Here is a 17,117-nt window from a genome sequence, read left to right as displayed (position 1 = left end):
TAAGGGGGACTTGGTTCAGTGCGTGCCTTACTGGTGAAAGATGACCATGGTGGCGGTGTGTGCGGCTCGGCTTGGCGCCGACGTCGCCATAACACTCAACTGGATGTATCTTGCACCGACTCTGATCGGCTCTCGACACCGAAACATAACAGATACTGCCGATATCCGTTGCAACAGAGCGTTTCTCGGCTTGGGTAACGACGTGTTCGCGGGCCTCGGTCGGGAAAGTGATTCTATCGAAAACCTTAGGTACTCGTTTCGTTGGTATCGATTTTCGTTTTTCTGGTGTTGGGTGCCATGATGTCTAGTACTCAATAATACAGAGGACAGACGATGTCGTTTGTTCTTGCGACGCCAGGGATATTGGAGGTGGCGGCAGCGGAGGTAGCGCGGATCGGTTCGGCAGTGATGGCCGGCAATCTGGCTGCAGTCGCCCCGACGATTGAGTTGTTGGTGGCGAGCGGTGATGAGTTGTCGGCCGCCACTGCGGTGTTGTTTGGCATACTGGGGTTGGTTTAGCTCATAGTTGCTGGTCGAGCTCAGTTAGATCAACGCCGTCATTCTCGGGGTTTGACCATAGGTCAACCCTGCAGGCTTACGTCTGGACGTTCGGACTTTCTTTCGTGTCGATGTTGGCGCCAGGTACCCTCAATAGTTAACGGAGTGATTTCCGACTAGGGTATTACCAGCACACTGTAAACAACATATTTACTCTAGATGTAGTCCAGTTAATCTAGGCCATGAACAGCCAGATTACCAAATATATTTACTCTAGCCATTTTTTGCTCATGTTTGCTCACTTCGTTATCCAACACCGGCGTTTTCGTGGTGCAGGGCGATCCTCAACTTGGCTGGACGTTAGTCAGTTGGTTTCACTGACTTCGTTGCCGGCCGAGCTGTTTGTCGACGCGTGGGTCCTGATGATGGCGCCGCAATTTGCGTCTTACCGACATTGGGACACTACTTGTTGCACTGGTGATCCGACGACGATCGTTAACGCGGTTCGAAACAGTGTTAGCGAGGTCGCCGCGACGACGGTTCAGTTCCCCGCTGTGGTAACTCGGGACGTGACAGACTAAGTGGGTGGCAGCCTGGCTGGCCTATCGATCGACTTTACCAACCTGCTGCGGTAACTGCTCGCTCAGACCGCGCGGGTAGTGACAGTTGGAGCCCCCTGTCAGGATTGAACTGACGACCGCTCGCTTACAAGGCGAGTGCTCTACCACTGAGCTAAGGAGGCGTAAACCAGTGCAAGCCTAGCTGCTCATTCGTCGGCATCGATGACGCGTTGCGACCGCACAGACCGGGAGGGTGGGTGCCGAGGCGAGCGGTGCGGCAGCGGGATGCGTTCGGCCATGTTGCTGAGCGGGTTGACTACCAGGGTCAGTGCGGAGACGGCGTCTTGCAGAGTGGCGATAGTGGGCTCCAGCGCTTCCATCCCGGGCGTCAGTCGACCTAGGGTGTCAACGAGGTCGGTGAGCTGTTCGAGTGGTCCGTCTTTAGCCGTCAGCTTGTCGATCAGGCCGTCCTCGGAGAGTAACCGGTCGGCTAGCCCGCCATCGGAGAGGATTCTCTCGATTAACCTGTCCGTCGCGAGCAGTTGATTGGCCAGCTTGCCTGGCTGCAACACGCACTGTAACCCGCCGCCTTCTTCGGTCAAGCGGTCAAGTAAACCGCCAGGTGCTGTCACCAGATCGACCAACCCGCCCGGGCGCAACAAGCGATCTACCGGCCCTTCGGGCGCGATCGCGCGTCCCAGTGGTGCATCGTCATCCAGTAGTCTGGCCAGCCGGTTGGCGCGCGCCAGTGCGTCCTCGATTCCCAGCATGCTGGCCATTGTGTTCGAGCCGGTGTTGTCTCTGTCACCCAGCGCTTGCTTCGCCAGGCGAAGGCCAGCGCTGGCAAGGTTCAGGCTCGTCTCCGCTGCGGCAAACCCGAATCGTATGGGCACGGTCACCATAGTTACGATGCTTTTGCCCAGGTTCATGGCGTGAGTTTATTTGTAACGCATTCAGAAAACCTCAGCAGGGTCCTGGCAGCTGAGGCGATTATTAGCAGACTCCTGGCAGTTCGTTCCCAGGAACTAAACAATGGGTGGGAAGGTAGTATCTAACCACGTTCGATATGTGAACTGTTGACGGTGGTAACCCCTGGCGAGATCATTTCGAAGGCAAGCGTTCTCGTTGTCGACGACGAAGCTAACATTGTCGAACTGCTTGCGGTTAGCCTCAAATTGCAGGGCTTTGAGGTTAACACCGTGACTAATAGAGCTGCGGCGCTGGACCGTGCTCGCGAAGCTCGGCTGGACGCGGTGATCCTGGATGTGATTATGTCGGGGATAGACGGTTTCGGGGCGCTGCGCCGGCTGCGTGCCGACGGCATTGGCGCTTCGGCATTAGTTCCTGACTGTGCGCGATTCGCTGCAGGATAAGATCGCCAGTCTAACCCTGGGCGATGACGACTATATGACAAAGCCGTTCAGCCTCGAGGAGGTCGTCGTTTGGCTGCGAGTCATTCTGCGCTGCGCCAGCAAAGGCAGGGTAGAATCTCGCAATGACAGCTTGACCTTCGCTAATGTCGAACTCGACGAGGAGACCTACGAGGTCTGGAAGGCCGGTGAATCGGTATCATCTTCTCCCATCGAATTCACTTTGCTGCGTTACTTTGTGATCAACGCCGGTACAGTTTTGAGCAAAACCAAGGTCTTCGATAACGTGTGGTGCTATGACTTTGGGCACGACGTCAACGTAGGCGGGTCCTATGTGTCGTGCCTGCACCGGCAAGGTTGACACCGGGGAGAAGCGGTTGCTGCATGCTTTGCGCGGGGTGGGCTACGTGGTTGCGGGAGCCACGCTGAGTTGCCACCAGCGATTCAGCTAGATAGTTGAGTACGGTTATGGCACAATAGTTTTCGAAGTAGAATGCCGTTGCGGGTCGGCTTGGTTGCCGTTATCCTAGTGTTGCTCCCTTGCGGTCTAGCAATTTCTGGGATCGCAGCTATGATTCTGTGCTGTAGCTTGGCAAGCCGCATTGACTCCACGCATCCTACAGCTGGGTGCAGGCACCACGGCAATCAGGGACCGATCCGCCCTACGTGGTTCTCGGCCCAGGCCGGCCGCCGTCAAAGTTTTATATATGTCAAAGTTTTATATATGGGGTGTTGGTGCCGATGGTACCACCTTTACGGTCATCAATGACCGCAACGCCGAACCGGCGTTCCCGTCCAACAATGACGTGAGCCCTAATCCTACGACCTTTTCCTCGGTCAACGAACTCGAATATTCGGTGACAAGCGGATGTCGGTGCGGAGGCCGTACGGTCTTACCATGATGGCAATCGATCTGTCCGATGTGCGGCACACGGTCTGGTCGCAGTTCGACATCGGAATAGTGGTTCTGATTGTGGTCGGGATTGCCGGTTATCCGGTTGTGCACCCTAGTCTGCGACCGCTGGCCGAAATCGATTAAACCACTGCGCCGATAGCCGCGGGCTAGCTGGATCTCCGCATGCCGGAACGTGATCCCCGAACCAAGGTGGGACGACTTTCGTTGGCGTTAAAAGGAAGGCGTACCTAGCTTCAGGAAGCGCTGGCATCTTCGGCGTCTTCTGCCAAGAAAGCCCGTGGTTCAGAGGACCGGATGCGGCGGTTCATCACCGACGCTAGCCACGAACCGCGTACCTCGTTAATCACCATTCGCGGGTTTGCTGAGTTGTATCGGCAGGGTGCTGCCCGTGACGTGGTCATCTTGATGTCGCGGAGCAGAAGGTGAGGCAAGCCGGATGAGTCTGTTGATGGATGATTTACTGTTGGCCTGCCTGGATGTACAACGGTTGCTCGAACACCGTCGAATGGACTTGTTGGTGCTGGCCAGCGATGTCGTGCACGACGCGCAGGTGATCGACCCTAACCGCACGAGTACCATGGAAGTCTTCGACGGCTAAATACCCTCTTAGGGGCATAGCGATGAGCCCCGGATACGCTAGGTGTTGAGCAACCTTGTTGCCAATGCCTTACAGCACAGCTCGGAAGACGCCGGTGTCGCCGTACGAGTCGGCACCGATGGCAACGACTCGGTGGGCGAAGTCGCTGATAAGAGCCCAGGTATCAGTCTGGAGGATGCCCTGTGGATTTTCAAGCTATTCTATAGCATTTGACTTATCTCGCGCCTGGGTCAGTGGCGGTACCGGACTGAAATTATCGATCGTTGACTCATTGGTGGGGCGTCCACGGCGGTGTGGTTACCGTGACAGCCGCATCGAGGTCAGGTTGCTGCTTCCGTGTTACATTACCGCGGATTAGCAAGGTGCCTGTGTACGTTTGAGCACAGCAACAACCGCCAGCTCACGCTAGTTGAGCCAGGGCTGCCTTGATTTTGGCCTGTGCCGCATCGAGAGATTCCGGTGACGGGTTGCGGTCGATGTTGGCAAAGCCAAAGTCGCTCAGGCTGCGCGTAGGAAACACATGGACGTGCAGGTGGGGTACTTCCAATCCGGCGATGATCACCCCGGCCCGCTCAGTGTTGAATGCCTGACATACGGCTTTGCCGATCAACTGGCTTACGACCATGACGCGGCCAAATATCGCAGGATCTATGTTCTGCCATTGATCGATCTCGGCGCGTGGTACTACCAGCGTGTGGCCTTGTATCATCGGTTCAATAGTGAGGAATGCGACGATGTCGTCGTCCTCGTAGACGAAACGGCCTGGTAGTTCACGGTTAATGATTTTGGTGAAGATAGTCGCCATGGCCTTAGCATATGTACGATGAAACACCGTTAGGGGATGTGTCCCAGAGCGCTAGGTGTACAGGGTAGTTACACTACACTTGGATTGTTGTCCTCGTCATCGTCTCCGTCACGTAAGAGTTTCTTGGGATGCCAGAAGATGTTAATTTAATTCGCGGTTCACTGCGGTCAAGTGTGGAGTGATGGGATCCATTCAGTGTCCAGTGTCACTGTTGACGTGTTTTCGGATGGCTCAACCGCCAGGTTGGAGCAGGCGGTGTTGGGGGTGATGTGGAGAACTTCGCTATAGTCGCACGGAACAGCCGGGCGGAGTATAGCTACAGTCCTTGGTATACAATGTAATTTGTTCCTCCGTGGAGGAGAATCATCTGATATGATAAGCACTAGGGCTTTTCCTTTATCGAAAATCGCAAAGTAATGACGCGTATCCTGAGCAAGGTGGATCACGTTGTTCTATAGGCAAGGTAGTATCCCTGCCGTTGAGTCCTTTGCTGGCGATGGCTTTCAGCTTTCTTAGTGTCGTGGTGACAACGCGTGAGGAAGGTAAGCCATTGTGCTGAAACATTTTCCCGCGTCAGCAGGGTACGCAACGCGATGTTGAGCGCATCATGGTTGTGTTGGGTGGGGCTCCGGGTTTCTTTGTCCATGGTTTGTCTAGAAGGTTGGGTCGTTCACGGTTGGGAGCGTTGGTGGTGGGGTTGCACATGCTCGGCGCAGCCACTCTGTCCAACGTGTCAAAACCAGCTGCGATCGCCTCCCGATCAACGATACAACCCGAACCCATGCTTTGGAACTATCGGAGACCACTGACCAAAACCACTGCTCAGTTACCGTTGATGACATAGTGAAACAAATGATTTAAGAACGGCTAGCAGTATTCTGTGGCTCACTTTTTCCTTACCGAACGCCATGGCGTCGCGATTCCAGTACCCGAGCATGTTGATGATGAGTCCGGCGTCGTTAATGCGGTAGGTGAACATCCCACGAACGGTGCTGGTGAATCCTGCTCCAAATTTACTTTTTAGCAAAATAATACGGACGAGCTGGAGGGAAACTTCTCTTCGCATATGATCAGTCAACTGATTTAGCCGTAATGTTGATGTAGTAGATGAAGCTGACGGCTTTCTTGCTTCGGAAGCCGGTGCCATCCGGGTTGGTGATGGACTTACCAATCGGTTCTTCGGTGAAGAAATCGTCGACCATTAGAGCCAGCCAGCACGAGCAGTCGTGGGCTTCCGCGCAAGCACCACGACGACTGACTGCGACGCGGTCAGTGCCGGGAGTCAACTACTTGGGCCATGGTGGAATATCCTTTGTGTAATTAAATGATGCACACCGCACGCGCGCTGTCCTCGATTACTTTACGAATAAGGCTAACGCCGCTGCAATCGTCGGCGGCATATACATCGATACTGGCCATAGCTGGCAACCACGTCGTCTAACAGGGCGGTGTCGGGCTCGAGTGTTCCGGTCAGCATGACGCTGTGGACGGCAAGTTCCCGGGTAACTTCACCACCAATGAGTGAATACCACACCGCCGACCCTGACCCGCTTGACCTCTGCGCGAACATAAATGGTGACATCTAACCTGTTGAGGCGATCCATGTGTTCGGTCTTGCGTTTGTTACTGCCTTTTGGAGCAATGTCTTTGATGGCCTCGAGTATTGACACTAGGCGGCCACAACAGGTCAAAAATTCGATAAGTTCGAGGGCGACAAGGCCACCATCAATGATGTCGACTCGTCGACCGATCTTCATCTATGTGCAAGGTGGCGACTCGAACGGCGGCGGGGTGTACCAGCAGATGCAGCCAACCGACCACTAAGAAGTGCTCAGCCGTTGTCAGGTTGAATCCGCGGATTTTGCCTAACTGCCAAGAATATCATGTAACCTGGTGCCAGTGTTTATGTGGGGTAGGTCGGTGCACGGGATTGCCGGCACGGTGACTTAGCTACCGGTAGCTACCACCATCGCATCCGGTCTGATTGACGTGAGAAACAACGTGGCCCAGCTGTACTTTTCCGGGGCTATGCTTGATATCGTTGCATAGGTATCATGAAAATGACTGACTCTCCAAGCGTACGCTACGCCTTTAACATAAGGCCTCGCGCAGTTGGCCGCTAATTTCGAAAAGCGTGACGTGGTGACCTCGTTTGGTGGCAACGCGAGCGGCTTTGAGACCGGTTGGGCTGCCGACACTCACCACTACGTGCTTGGCGCAAGTGGCACGGGGTGCTGCTAGTTCGCGCTCTTTGCCATTGTGGGAATTGCGGCACAGTCGACCGAAAATCGCTGTTCTTATTGCATCTATACTGTTTGCATAGGAGATGCACTTACGGACTCGGCTCGCCTGCCCAGATAGCAGTTTGTGGAGCAGGTTGGGATAGGCCAACAGCAGACGCTCCATTGCTATGAAATCGGTATGCTTATAGGCTATAGTATGTCTTTCCCTAATGGGGTGGTAAATTCGGCCGAGGGCGATCGTCAGCATGTCAACAGTTTGCTTAACTGCGGTTACGGTACCGACGTTGACTTCCTCGCCGTTGTCAGTGTCGTTGACCGTTCTGGTGATAAGCCGATCGATCATGCCTCCGAGCGCATCCGCCTGAGACGACGAGTTAGGTTGTTATCTATCCGGTTTCATATATCGGTCACCCGTCGGTGACTCGTTCGTACCCGGAAGTACGTAGTGTGGTCGGCAGGGCAGAGCCGATCTCGGATCTAATCCCGTCTAGTGTCTGCAGCACCACACGGACTCAACTCCGAGCCGAGTAACTCCGGTAGTCATCGGTACTGTGATTATGTTGCGGAGCAAGGAAAGAGCCCATGTGTAGCTTAATGCCGTCGTGTCCGGACTCGACGGTATGTCGCGCTGTAGCTTTGTGAAATAAGTTGAACACTCGATAAAGTCGCTATTCGCTGATCTCGGCTGACGGACGCTAGGTCAGATAGAAGGGAATCATCGACGGCCCTAAGGACGTGACGCCGAATATCTCCCACCCTAGCCTGTCAGGCCCAGCGCGCACGACTTGAAGTTGGATTTTGATGTCGTACTCATAGACTACCCTTACCAGCACCCGATGCGCATTGACTGCGACGTCAGTGGATAGTTGCATCCCGCTGGGATTCTCCGGGTGATTATGGTCGGATCCATTGGCGTCGAACGTGATCAGGAAGATTCCACCCTTTGCTCGGGCGGCGAAATAGTCATGGCTATGTTGCCGAGAGCAGCCTGTCTGCCGTGCTGTACATGGTCTCCATCGGAGACATGATAGCCTGGCTATGCGCCGTCATGGCGCCGATTTGTCCCGATTACAACAGACACGGAAAGCTGTCCGGTCATCGGAAAACCTATTGTCTTGTCGGTTATCGATCTGCGTCTGTGTAGCGGATGACGCCGCGAATGTTCTTGCCATCCAGCATGTCCTGGTACCCTTCGTTAATCTGCTCAAGCCGGTATTGGCGGGTGACCATGTCGTCTAGATTAAGCTTGCCGACCTTGTACATCCCCAGCAGCTGTGGAATGTCGTACTCCGGGTTGCCACCGCCGAAGATCGTGCCCTGTAGGTTCTTCTGCAGAAGGGTCAACATCGCGAGGTTCAGGTTCACACGGGTGTCCATCAGGCTGCCAATTGCGGTCAGCACGCAGGTGCCGCTCTTGGCCGTGAGAGTCAGGTAGCTGTCAATATTGGCGCCCTTGAGTTCGCCGACGGTAATCACCACTTTTTTGGCCATTAACCCGTAGGTGACTTCAGCGATACCTATCAGTGCAGCATCGATGTCCGGGTAGACATGTGTGGCGCCGAATTTCAGAGCCTGATCACGCTTCCATTCCACCGGGTCGATCGCGAATATATAGCGGGCGCCGGCGCTGACCGCACCCTGGAGTGCTGACATGCCAACTCCGCCGACACCGACGATGGCGACGTCTTCACCCGGTCGGATGTCGGCGGTGCGGACGGCGGAGCCGTAGCCGGTGGTGACTCCGCAGCCAACCAGACAGGCGACCTCGAACGGGACCGACGGGTCAATCTTCACCACCGAACTGCGGTGCACCACCATGTACGGCGAGAACGTCCCCAGCAACGTCATTGGGTAGACGTTCTGACTGCGGGCCTGGATCCGAAACGTGCCGTCGCTCACCGAGGTGCCACTCAGCAATCCGGCGCCTAGGTCGCACAGATTGCGCAGACCGGCCTGACATGATGGACACCGTCCGCAGGACGGGATGAAGGACAAGACCACGTGGTCACCTGGGACGAGGTCTCCCACGCCGGGGCCAACCTCGGCGACGATACCCGCACCCTCGTGTCCACCGAGCACCGGGAAGCCTGCCATAGGGATCCCGCCTGTGACCAGGTGGTGGTCGGAGTGGCACATGCCCGCAGCTTCCATCTGGATTTTAACCTCGTCCTTGACCGGGTCACCGATCTCGATCTCTTCGACAGACCATGGCTGGTTGAACTCCCATATCAGTGCACCCTTGGTCTTCACAGTGAACCTGCTTTCATCATTGGTATCCGCTGCAACGAATTGGTATCCGCTGCAACGAGCGATGGGCTGAGTGTAGGTCAGCATGTGGACGGTGCTACTGGGTAGCTGTCGCATGTCACAGTAGGGGTACCGGATACTTTCCCAGCCAGTAGCAGCCGGGAACCTTTTCGCCGGATATGCCGCGTTAGATCCGCTTCATGCATGCGGAGAGCATGCCAGCTTGGATCAACGTCAAGTGTCAAGTAGAGTGCCGATGTCTTCTTGAAGTCGAAGAAGTCGAGCTGCCAGTTGCATTTCCGTTGCAGGCATAGCGGAACCAGTTGCTGCCTATCCCGTACACTTCGAACTCGAGGTTGCTCGCTCTGTCGGGTTGGCCTACTAGACCTGCTGGCAGAAGCTGATAACTGCATCCTGCTTGTCGTCGATCAGGACCTGCTCGTATGGCTACCGCTTGTCTTGCAGGATTTTCCATCCCTATGTCTCAGTGCGATCCGAATGGTTACGGGATAGAATAAGGCTCACCACGTCGGCCAACCGGTCAGCGATATCGTGATAGGTGAATCGGCCGCTGCCGGCTTGTACAAGTGCGCCGAAAAATGCCATTTCGAGCGCGGACACCGTGCCCGGTTCAGCGTTGGGCCCGATAGCAGAGGCGATGCGGCGGTGGATCTCTGTGCCGATCCGGTCGCGTGTGGCACGCACCGCAGGGTCGGCGCCGCCGCTGAGCAACGCTGTCGTACATGCGGCCGCAAACTCGGGTTCGTCGGCTACAACCAGAGCCAGATGACGCAATGCCTGATCTACTCGGGTGGGTAATGGGTCGTTGACATCGGTGAAGTACGGGACCTGCCGAACCAGGTCAAGGTAGACCTCGGCGATCAGGTGGTTCTTCGACGAGAAGTAGGTATAAGCGGTTGCCGGAGCCACTTTGGCGCGCGCTGCCACTGCACGCACGGTCAGGGCAGCATACGACTTTTCCCGCAGGGTTTCCATACCGGCGGCAAGCACCTTGCGGAAGGTTTCTTCCTGGCGGCGGTTGCGCGACGCTGGTCCGGTCTGGCGCTCGGTGTGCACTGCCACCAGTGCGGTGCTGGACACATGTATAAGCTAACTGATCCCTGCGGAGCGAAACAAGATTCATTGATAAATGTGCTGTTTATTTAAGATATTCATAACAACTGGAACAGGCCCTGCTTGCACGGCGACTGGCTTGCCAGCTATCGTACCCAGATAACTACATTGGACAAGTGTCTACTATTGGTCAGCTGACTAACAAGTGCGCGGGCGGGAGCAGAAGATGGTGTTGTTGGCCGACGGCGTGAGCGAGCTGTTCATCGACGGCAAAATGTTGAGCGGTGGTGCGCGCACCTGTGCGCCGATTAATTCGGGAATCGAGGAAGTACTCGCAGTTGCCACCGAAGCTGACGTCGAGGAAGTAGGTCGTGCCCTCGATGCTGCGCAGCGTGTCTTCGACGAGACCGGTTGGTCCGGCAACACCGAATTGTGGGTACGGCGTGTGTGTCAGCTGTGCGATGCGATGCGTAACCACATTGACGAACTGCAAGAGCTGAGTATCGCCGCGGTGGGGGCTCCGCGTCTGCTCACCGCTAGCGCACAGTTCGAGGGCCCGGCTGACGACCTGGGGTTCGTGGCCGACATGACCAAGTCGTACCTGTGGAATCAGGGTCCCGGTGCGCTGTCCCCGATGGGAATCCTCACCCGGCGTGCAATAGCACGGGAAACAGTTGGCATCGTCGGCTTGATTACCTCGTGGAACCTCCCGCGCCAGATCAATCTTGCAGAGTTGGGTCCCGCTTTAGCTGTAGGTAATACCGTCGTTCTGAAACCTGTGCTCGACACGCTGTGGTGCGCGACAGTACTCGGCGAACTTATCTTCGAGTGCAGTCAGTTTTCGCCTGTCATAGTCAACATCCTCATCTCTAGTGACCATGATCTGGGGGTGCTGCTGGTTAAAGATCCACAGTTAGAAATGATTTCGTTTATTGACTCGATAGCCACTGGCTGCAGTGTGATGGTCGAGGTCACTGTCACTAGCAAAAAAGTGTTCTTGGAGTTCGGCGACAAGTCAGTGTTCGTTGTGCTAGACGACGCTGACCTGGCTGCTGCCAGCGGCATATCGGCGTTTTTGGCATGCGTGTATGCCGGGCAGGGTTGTGCGATAACCACCCGGCTGGTGGTGTTGCGGGACCGCTACAAGGAGGGCGTCGCCGTTGCAGCGGCCACCATGTCGTCGATCAAGCCCGATGCTCACAGTGACCCAGGGACTGTTTGTGGGCCGCTGGTTTCGGCACGACAACGGGATCGAATACAGGGCTATCTCGATCTGGCAATCTTCGATATACGCACCGAGGTTATGGCTCCGTTAGTCGAGATCGGTACCACAGAGGCTACCGCCTTATCGGATATGACGGACATTGACATCATCAGTGTCGCCGTGCTCGACAGTGAGCAGGTGCGTGAGATCGTCGCCGGGGAGAGCAAACTGGATCTAAAAACCAAGCCGAGCAACATCGTTGCAATTCATTTCACAATTAGTGATACCACCGTGGTGAACCTGGCCCGCAAGATCGCACCGCAAGGGATTCGCGTCGTGGTTGCACCACTGGTCAGCGGTGGCAGTGCGGTAGTCGCAAAGGGTGAATTGGTCACCAGGGTGGGCGTTGACGATGAAAAGTTCCAGCGCAGCAAGGAGCCGTTTCAACGGTGGGCGTCCCTAGTGGTCCACGTCGGTGAACTCGGTGCGGGCGCCAGAATGAAAATGGCGCGCAACATGCTGACATTTGTGTCCTACACTGCTGCCGCCGAGGCGCTACAGCTCGCCGGACGATTGCGGATTGGACATCGTGGCACTTGGGAAAATTTTGCAGCACAACAAAGTTCTGACCGATGGCGCAGGAGCGTTCATGTTCCGCAATGTTGACGATGCCGATGGAACCTGACGACCTGTTCCGTCCGATGCTGGGGCACACCCATGGCCTGGGGAGAAGGGTTGTGAGTTTGATCTTGGCACCGGGTGGAGCGGTATCGGTCGAGCTGCCGATGACTCAGTTGGCATTTTAACCAATGGCTACCGGTCTTGGGGTGCTGCGCCTAACCAACGAATCGGACTTACCTACTAAGAAGAAAGAGGCATGATGGATGAGTTATGTCGTGCTGGCCTGGACAAGACGAATCAGGTCTACGCATGGGACATGCCCGATACATCGGGCAAGTACTTTGCCCCGACAGTCGACCACCTTTTCTATGGGATCTGGACCCGTTCCGGACTGTCCATGCGCGACCGCCAGATGGCGGTCATCACGGTGCTGACTGCTCAGGGTCAGTCGGACCTACTGGAGGTTCAGGTCAACGCTATTTTGCATACCGGTGAGCTGACCCTCGGCGAGTTGCGCGAACTCGCCGTGTTCATCACCCACTACGTCGGCTTCCCACTAGGGTCACAGCTAAACAATGCGATCGAGCGGGTTGCGGCCAAGCGCGAGAAGGCGACTGACAACTGCTCGTCCGCGGATCTGAAGGCTAATGTCGCTGAAATCCTCGCGAAGGAGTCCGGCGAATCCGGTTAGCCCGGGCTCCTTAGCGGGCCGAGAGGGGGCGGCCCGCTAAGGACCGGGTAATGGATGGATTCACAACGTGTCGCCGATAAGCAGGACAGCAGTTGGTATGTCCTTGGCGCCCATCATGTGTCGGGAGCGGATTGGCGTGGTGCTGGTCGGACGTTGTGAACTGGTCTTTGCAATTTACATTCGTGTTATAAGTCGAGTGTTGTACCGCGCGTGGAGGGTTAGGAGCTAGCATGCGTCATGCAGCAAACTATCGTCCGTGGTAAGGCTCATCTGTAAAACGGGAGAAGCCATTGCTAGGATGCTCAATATCGCTTTGTGCTGCAATGTGTTTCTTCTACAAGTTGATTAGGTAACCACTAGCACCGAAAATTTTGAATGTTATATCACCACCGCAACTTAGAACTTAGCAGGGGATGCATAGCAGCTTGATCAGGCGATGATGTCTACCTCGAATTAGACTAGATTTGCAGTAGTTTGCGCGTATTGGACCTCTTGCTTCTTCCGCATAGTTGTGACTGTGAAGTGGGTGTTGAATTGTCCTTGCTCGTATAGCAGCTGTTGCTTCGTTCGAGTGGCCTTTGGATGCGGTTAGGGCCCAGCAATTTTAGGTATGCTTGGTCTTTTCAGCCACTTCACGCTATGGTGATGATTGGCCGACGGGCTATTTCATGGAGTTGACCCGAAGATGACAGGCATACGACGAGCCGGATCGATCATTACTGCAGGGAGTATCGCTGTAGGCGGCGTATCCCCGCCAGAATTCAACGAGTTGGTGTATGAGTCGGGCTTGGCCGAGTGGCCCAGCGTGTCGTAGCCAGATAGATGAAGGTCACCACGAGATTTCTCGCGAAACTGTCCAAAGGTACTCGAGCAAAAGAATCGACACGATGATCACTGCCCACGACATTGACCTGACCCTAAGTGCTAGCTGAACGACTCATCACTACGCATCGTGATATGCTGCGCAAACTATTCACCACGTTCATCCATGCCTTGATAGGTGCAGAAGCTGATGGCCTGTTCGATGCTGGATACTAGGCAACACAGTGCTGAAGAGACCAAACAACACAACGACCAGCATTCTCGCTAATTTAACACTAGCGCAGGGTTCATTGGCTTTGGCTAGCCCTAAGCTGCGGCACGGCTCGTGTTTCCCGATTAGATTGGTTGTTAGAGCGGCGTAAGCAAGCTGAAATAGCGCTGACCACGGTGATCGCTACCTTGATATCTGGTGTGGGGTGTCCGCGAGGTGGATGGACAAGCTCGTAGAAACACCGGGAATCATTGAGTCCGTCCAAGTCGTAGGTCTCGGTGATGACCAAGGAAACTCGACACGGCCGTGAAAGCCTTTCGGACTCGCCTCCTCAGCGCCATCCCGTACACGTTCGTCGCGCCCGATACCCTGGTCCTCAAGGTGTGTGAGGCCGGTCGGGTAGTCAACGTGCACGCATTGATCGCCGTCGGCGTCAACTCCGAGGGCTACCGGGAAATCCTGAGTGTCGACGGTAACCTCACCGAGGACGGGGCGGGCTCTTTGACGTGCAATTAGTCATCAACTATGCTCACGTCAAACTGCTCGCCGTGATCGGATCCAGCCTGCCCGGCGTGTACCTGGCAGCGGCATCGTACCCATTACGCCACCAACCCTCAATGGCCTTCACACCAAAGTCTTCCTAGCTCTGGATACGCATAGTACTGCACTCAGTACTCGGTCAGTCCTACTGAATAACCCGTTACTGCTCAATATGAGCGTACTATTGACTCCCTGGCCAAACAGGTTACCCAAGGTGGCTGAACATCTCGAAGCCGCTCGCGCTGACTTGCTCTGGCATTCCACGCCTCCCCCAAACAAATCTGGTGCCAGATCTGGTTTGGATATGCAGGTGATCGTGTGCCACGAACACTGAGGGAGGTCGCGATGTATGAAGTGCGTGACCTTCGGGTGTGGTGTTGGATTTGGTGATGGAGGTGGCCCCTCCGGGATCGCCCTGTACGGAGAGGTCTCAGTTGATTCCGGCTGAGTTGATTTCAGCTGACTGTTAAGTGTACGATGTGATGTGTGTGTTAGCTAGAGTTCACTTAAATTCGAGGGTGTCTAGCGTGCTGCAAATGTTGTTGAAAGATAACTACTAGCGCACTTCGCACCGGCAAGCAGTCGGTGGAATTAGAGCTTAGGTAGCTAGGTTGTTTCAATTTTTGCATTGCTTTGTTTTTGCTATTTGCAATAGTTTGGGATTTGTTGAACCTAGAGGAAGATAGTATGTCTTTTTTTCTGAAAGTAGATGTAGGTGGGCTGATTATGGCAGCCGGTAGGTTAGAGCGCATTGGTTGTAACACTATGGCAAGTAATTCCGCGTGTTCTGCAGCGATAACTGAAATTCCTGCCCCGGCTGCCGATGAAGTGTCAAAATTATTGTCGCAGTTCTATAGTAGCCACGGAAAACGGTACCAGGCACACGCCGCTCGAGGTGCGAACATTCATCGGGATTTCGTTCAGAGCTTGAAGAGTGCTGCAGGTGAATATATGATCAGCGATGAAATGTGATCACCAAAACGTCTCTGAACGTGGAGAGTTTTTAAGTCTCGCAGGGGCCTCATAGTGGACGTCCCTCACTGCATCTGAGTAGCTATAAGCGAGAATAGGAATACTTTAAGAATTAAGAGGTAACAGAATGTTCGATTTTATAGCGCAGCCTCCCGAGGTCAACTCCGCCTTACTACATTGCGGTGTGGGTTCTGCTCCGATGCTTGCCGCCGCTGCGGCATGGGAGGGTCTGTCGGATGATCTGGCTGCGGCTGCTGAGGAAGTGGCGGAGACAGTGATCGAGGCGGTGCCGGCGTCATTTGCGGGTCCGACATCAGAGGCAGTGGCAAGGCGGACCCTGTCTTATGTGAACTGGCTGAATAGTACCGCCACGTGTGCCGAGCAAACCGCGAATCAGCTCAACGTAGCGGCAAACGCTTACGAGACGGCTTACCAGACGATGGTGCCGCCGCTGACGGTGTACGTGAACCTCGTGCAGACTAAGGTGTTGCAAGCACTCAACTGGTTCGGGCAATTCTCCTCTAGCATCGCGGACAAGGAAGCCGAATACAACGAAATGTGGAGCCGAAACGCAGAGGCGATGATGGCCTATCGGGATGCTGTGCTCGAGGGAACAGCGAGAACGCCAGAGTTTGAGCCAGCACCGATGTTGGTCTCCAACTGTGTGTGGTCGTGTACATCGGACGATTCCTTTGATTCGTTTGATTCGTTTGACTACTCTGGGGCGTCGGCCGCTTCTGGGCCGGCAGCCGCGGAGTCATTCTATGAGAGTATGGATTCGTTTGGCTACTCTGGGGCGTCGGCCGTCTCTGAGGCGGCAGCTGCTTCTGGGGCGGCAGCCGCGGAGCGACTCTATGAGAGTATTGATTCGTTTGATGAGAGTATTGGTTCTTTTTCCTATCCTAATGAGGGGCCAATGTATGAGAATGTTGCACAGTCTATGCTGTGTATGAGCGACATCGCCTCAATGGCCAGCACGGGTCTGTCGATGGTTGACGGCATGGGTCCAATGATGAAGGGTATCGTGCCAACGACAGCGGCCAATGCTGTAGAATCATTAACGCAAAGTGAACAGTTGATCGAAAATGCTGTACACTCGCCGGGTTGTGGTGCGTTAAGCTCGAGTTTGGAGAGTCTGGTGGCTGCCGACTTGGGCCAGGGCGTGTCGGTTGGCGCGTTGCGGGTGCCGGAAACTTGGGCCGATACCAGCCCGATAGTCACCTCAGAAAGTGGGTTGATGTCGACCGCGGAAGGGTTACCGATAGGTGATCCGGTATATGATCCGGTATACGGTGATCCGGTATATGATCCGGTATACGGTGATCCGGTATATGATCCGGTATACGGTGAGAACAGTGCAATGGCCTGATGTTCGGCTTAACAATTAAAGTGGTTTGAGTCCGGATGGTGGTCCACACCGTTGAACTGATAGTTGATCGTCGTGTTAGTCTATTTTGATACATAAATGGGTTATCCCGTCACGTATCCCGTGTAGCATGTTCCTGACGTTGCGAAATGGCTGCTCTAATCTTCCCGATCGTGTCTGCCTTTACAACGATTCACCAAATTGGGTTGTAGCCGGGTTCCTACGTTCCGTGCGTACCTGGCTTGGGCTGCTTTTCTGCGGTTGGTACAGCTGGTGGAAACGGTTCGGCGGTTTTTTGGTTTGTTCGGGAGTTGGGGTGTTAGGTGATTGGTGTGGCGACTGGGGTGATGGGGTCGTGTTGTTGAGCTAAGACGGGGTC

16 protein-coding genes, 1 tRNA gene and 5 pseudogenes are annotated in these 17,117 nt (G+C 55.0%); 12 read left to right on the top strand and 10 right to left on the bottom strand.

The genetic code is table 11. The features are described 5' to 3' along the window. The first annotated feature begins 333 nt into the window (after nucleotides 1-333). Nucleotides 334-519 (top strand): PE family protein, encoded by a 186-nt coding sequence (locus MUBE_RS05885; protein WP_116539831.1) that lies wholly within the window; start codon nucleotides 334-336, stop codon nucleotides 517-519. 646 nt (nucleotides 520-1,165) lie between these two features. Here MUBE_RS05885 and MUBE_RS05875 read toward each other — a convergent pair. Beyond that, nucleotides 1,166-1,240, bottom strand: a tRNA-Thr gene (locus MUBE_RS05875). A gap of 24 nt (nucleotides 1,241-1,264) precedes the next feature. Continuing rightward, nucleotides 1,265-1,987, bottom strand: coding sequence for a hypothetical protein (locus MUBE_RS05870; protein WP_116539829.1), 723 nt, complete (start codon nucleotides 1,985-1,987; stop codon nucleotides 1,265-1,267). Nucleotides 1,988-2,122: 135 nt separating this feature from the next. On the opposite strand from MUBE_RS05870, the pseudogene MUBE_RS05865 reads away from it, so the two are divergent. The 5 genes and pseudogenes from MUBE_RS05865 to MUBE_RS20020 all read left to right on the top strand — a co-directional run bounded on the left by MUBE_RS05865 (nucleotide 2,123) and on the right by MUBE_RS20020 (nucleotide 4,155). Beyond that, nucleotides 2,123-2,857 (top strand): annotated as a pseudogene (locus MUBE_RS05865) (response regulator transcription factor). A gap of 445 nt (nucleotides 2,858-3,302) precedes the next feature. After that, nucleotides 3,303-3,467: a hypothetical protein gene (locus tag MUBE_RS20035; protein WP_424399048.1), complete on the top strand. Its 165-nt coding sequence runs from the start codon at nucleotides 3,303-3,305 to the stop codon at nucleotides 3,465-3,467. Nucleotides 3,468-3,638: 171 nt separating this feature from the next. After that, entirely contained in the window at nucleotides 3,639-3,770 is a 132-nt protein-coding gene (locus MUBE_RS20030; RefSeq protein ID WP_424399047.1) for a hypothetical protein, read from the top strand. 10 nt (nucleotides 3,771-3,780) lie between these two features. Further along, nucleotides 3,781-3,942, top strand: coding sequence for a hypothetical protein (locus tag MUBE_RS20025; RefSeq protein WP_424399046.1), 162 nt, complete (start codon nucleotides 3,781-3,783; stop codon nucleotides 3,940-3,942). 42 nt (nucleotides 3,943-3,984) lie between these two features. Next, nucleotides 3,985-4,155 (top strand): ATP-binding protein, encoded by a 171-nt coding sequence (locus MUBE_RS20020; RefSeq protein ID WP_424399045.1) that lies wholly within the window; start codon nucleotides 3,985-3,987, stop codon nucleotides 4,153-4,155. Between the two features lie 187 nt (nucleotides 4,156-4,342). Here the strand turns inward: MUBE_RS20020 and MUBE_RS05855 are convergent, their stop codons facing one another. The 8 genes and pseudogenes from MUBE_RS05855 to MUBE_RS05835 all read right to left on the bottom strand — a co-directional run bounded on the left by MUBE_RS05855 (nucleotide 4,343) and on the right by MUBE_RS05835 (nucleotide 10,338). After that, entirely contained in the window at nucleotides 4,343-4,747 is a 405-nt protein-coding gene (locus tag MUBE_RS05855; protein ID WP_116539828.1) for an HIT family protein, read from the bottom strand. Between the two features lie 826 nt (nucleotides 4,748-5,573). Further along, nucleotides 5,574-6,007 (bottom strand): annotated as a pseudogene (locus MUBE_RS05850) (hypothetical protein); the annotation flags it as partial. A 248-nt stretch (nucleotides 6,008-6,255) separates the two neighbouring features. Further along, nucleotides 6,256-6,504: a hypothetical protein gene (locus MUBE_RS17470; protein ID WP_243632881.1), complete on the bottom strand. Its 249-nt coding sequence runs from the start codon at nucleotides 6,502-6,504 to the stop codon at nucleotides 6,256-6,258. A gap of 334 nt (nucleotides 6,505-6,838) precedes the next feature. Then, a complete protein-coding gene (locus MUBE_RS17465; protein ID WP_243632880.1) occupies nucleotides 6,839-7,333 on the bottom strand; it encodes an NAD(P)/FAD-dependent oxidoreductase in 495 nt (164 codons plus the stop codon). A gap of 352 nt (nucleotides 7,334-7,685) precedes the next feature. Beyond that, nucleotides 7,686-7,862, bottom strand: coding sequence for a hypothetical protein (locus tag MUBE_RS17460; protein WP_243632879.1), 177 nt, complete (start codon nucleotides 7,860-7,862; stop codon nucleotides 7,686-7,688). A 250-nt stretch (nucleotides 7,863-8,112) separates the two neighbouring features. Beyond that, nucleotides 8,113-9,240, bottom strand: a complete 1,128-nt coding sequence (locus MUBE_RS05840) for an NDMA-dependent alcohol dehydrogenase (RefSeq protein ID WP_116539919.1) — start codon at nucleotides 9,238-9,240, stop codon at nucleotides 8,113-8,115. Between the two features lie 115 nt (nucleotides 9,241-9,355). Next, nucleotides 9,356-9,684 (bottom strand): annotated as a pseudogene (locus tag MUBE_RS20015) (nuclear transport factor 2 family protein); the annotation flags it as partial. Between the two features lie 30 nt (nucleotides 9,685-9,714). Beyond that, nucleotides 9,715-10,338, bottom strand: a complete 624-nt coding sequence (locus MUBE_RS05835) for a TetR/AcrR family transcriptional regulator (RefSeq protein WP_243632878.1) — start codon at nucleotides 10,336-10,338, stop codon at nucleotides 9,715-9,717. A gap of 199 nt (nucleotides 10,339-10,537) precedes the next feature. Here MUBE_RS05835 and MUBE_RS17455 point away from each other — a divergent pair. From MUBE_RS17455 to MUBE_RS05810, 6 genes and pseudogenes are all read left to right on the top strand, one after another. Continuing rightward, a pseudogene (locus MUBE_RS17455) lies at nucleotides 10,538-11,932 on the top strand (aldehyde dehydrogenase family protein); the annotation flags it as partial. Nucleotides 11,933-12,189: 257 nt separating this feature from the next. Then, on the top strand, nucleotides 12,190-12,321 hold the full coding sequence (locus MUBE_RS18885) for a hypothetical protein (RefSeq protein ID WP_279386674.1): 132 nt from the start codon (nucleotides 12,190-12,192) through the stop codon (nucleotides 12,319-12,321). Between the two features lie 71 nt (nucleotides 12,322-12,392). Then, nucleotides 12,393-12,827, top strand: a complete 435-nt coding sequence (locus tag MUBE_RS05825; RefSeq protein WP_116539826.1) for a carboxymuconolactone decarboxylase family protein — start codon at nucleotides 12,393-12,395, stop codon at nucleotides 12,825-12,827. An 887-nt stretch (nucleotides 12,828-13,714) separates the two neighbouring features. Then, nucleotides 13,715-14,736 (top strand): annotated as a pseudogene (locus MUBE_RS05820) (transposase); the annotation flags it as partial. A 351-nt stretch (nucleotides 14,737-15,087) separates the two neighbouring features. Continuing rightward, nucleotides 15,088-15,372 carry a PE family protein gene (locus MUBE_RS05815; RefSeq protein ID WP_116539825.1) on the top strand — a complete coding sequence of 95 codons (285 nt, stop codon included), beginning with the start codon at nucleotides 15,088-15,090 and terminating at the stop codon, nucleotides 15,370-15,372. A 127-nt stretch (nucleotides 15,373-15,499) separates the two neighbouring features. Beyond that, nucleotides 15,500-16,741, top strand: a complete 1,242-nt coding sequence (locus MUBE_RS05810; protein ID WP_116539824.1) for a PPE family protein — start codon at nucleotides 15,500-15,502, stop codon at nucleotides 16,739-16,741. The last annotated feature ends 376 nt before the right edge of the window (nucleotides 16,742-17,117 follow it).

It is taken from the genome of Mycobacterium uberis (assembly GCF_003408705.1).
Taxonomy (GTDB): Bacteria; Actinomycetota; Actinomycetes; order Mycobacteriales; family Mycobacteriaceae; genus Mycobacterium; species Mycobacterium uberis.
Note: the sequence above shows the minus strand (reverse complement) of the source record. Positions and strands in the feature narration are given on the sequence as shown.

Bases quoted from the DNA above. Each gene is read 5' to 3' on its own strand.
- MUBE_RS05885 (WP_116539831.1), top strand. From the start codon at position 334: ATGTCGTTTGTTCTTGCGACGCCAGGGATATTGGAGGTGGCGGCAGCG.
- MUBE_RS05870 (WP_116539829.1), bottom strand. From the start codon at position 1,987: ATGAACCTGGGCAAAAGCATCGTAACTATGGTGACCGTGCCCATACGA.
- MUBE_RS20030 (WP_424399047.1), top strand. From the start codon at position 3,639: ATGCGGCGGTTCATCACCGACGCTAGCCACGAACCGCGTACCTCGTTA.
- MUBE_RS20025 (WP_424399046.1), top strand. From the start codon at position 3,781: ATGAGTCTGTTGATGGATGATTTACTGTTGGCCTGCCTGGATGTACAA.
- MUBE_RS05855 (WP_116539828.1), bottom strand. From the start codon at position 4,747: ATGGCGACTATCTTCACCAAAATCATTAACCGTGAACTACCAGGCCGT.
- MUBE_RS17470 (WP_243632881.1), bottom strand. From the start codon at position 6,504: ATGAAGATCGGTCGACGAGTCGACATCATTGATGGTGGCCTTGTCGCC.
- MUBE_RS17465 (WP_243632880.1), bottom strand. From the start codon at position 7,333: ATGATCGATCGGCTTATCACCAGAACGGTCAACGACACTGACAACGGC.
- MUBE_RS17460 (WP_243632879.1), bottom strand. From the start codon at position 7,862: ATGCAACTATCCACTGACGTCGCAGTCAATGCGCATCGGGTGCTGGTA.
- MUBE_RS18885 (WP_279386674.1), top strand. From the start codon at position 12,190: ATGGAACCTGACGACCTGTTCCGTCCGATGCTGGGGCACACCCATGGC.
- MUBE_RS05825 (WP_116539826.1), top strand. From the start codon at position 12,393: ATGATGGATGAGTTATGTCGTGCTGGCCTGGACAAGACGAATCAGGTC.
- MUBE_RS05815 (WP_116539825.1), top strand. From the start codon at position 15,088: ATGTCTTTTTTTCTGAAAGTAGATGTAGGTGGGCTGATTATGGCAGCC.
- MUBE_RS05810 (WP_116539824.1), top strand. From the start codon at position 15,500: ATGTTCGATTTTATAGCGCAGCCTCCCGAGGTCAACTCCGCCTTACTA.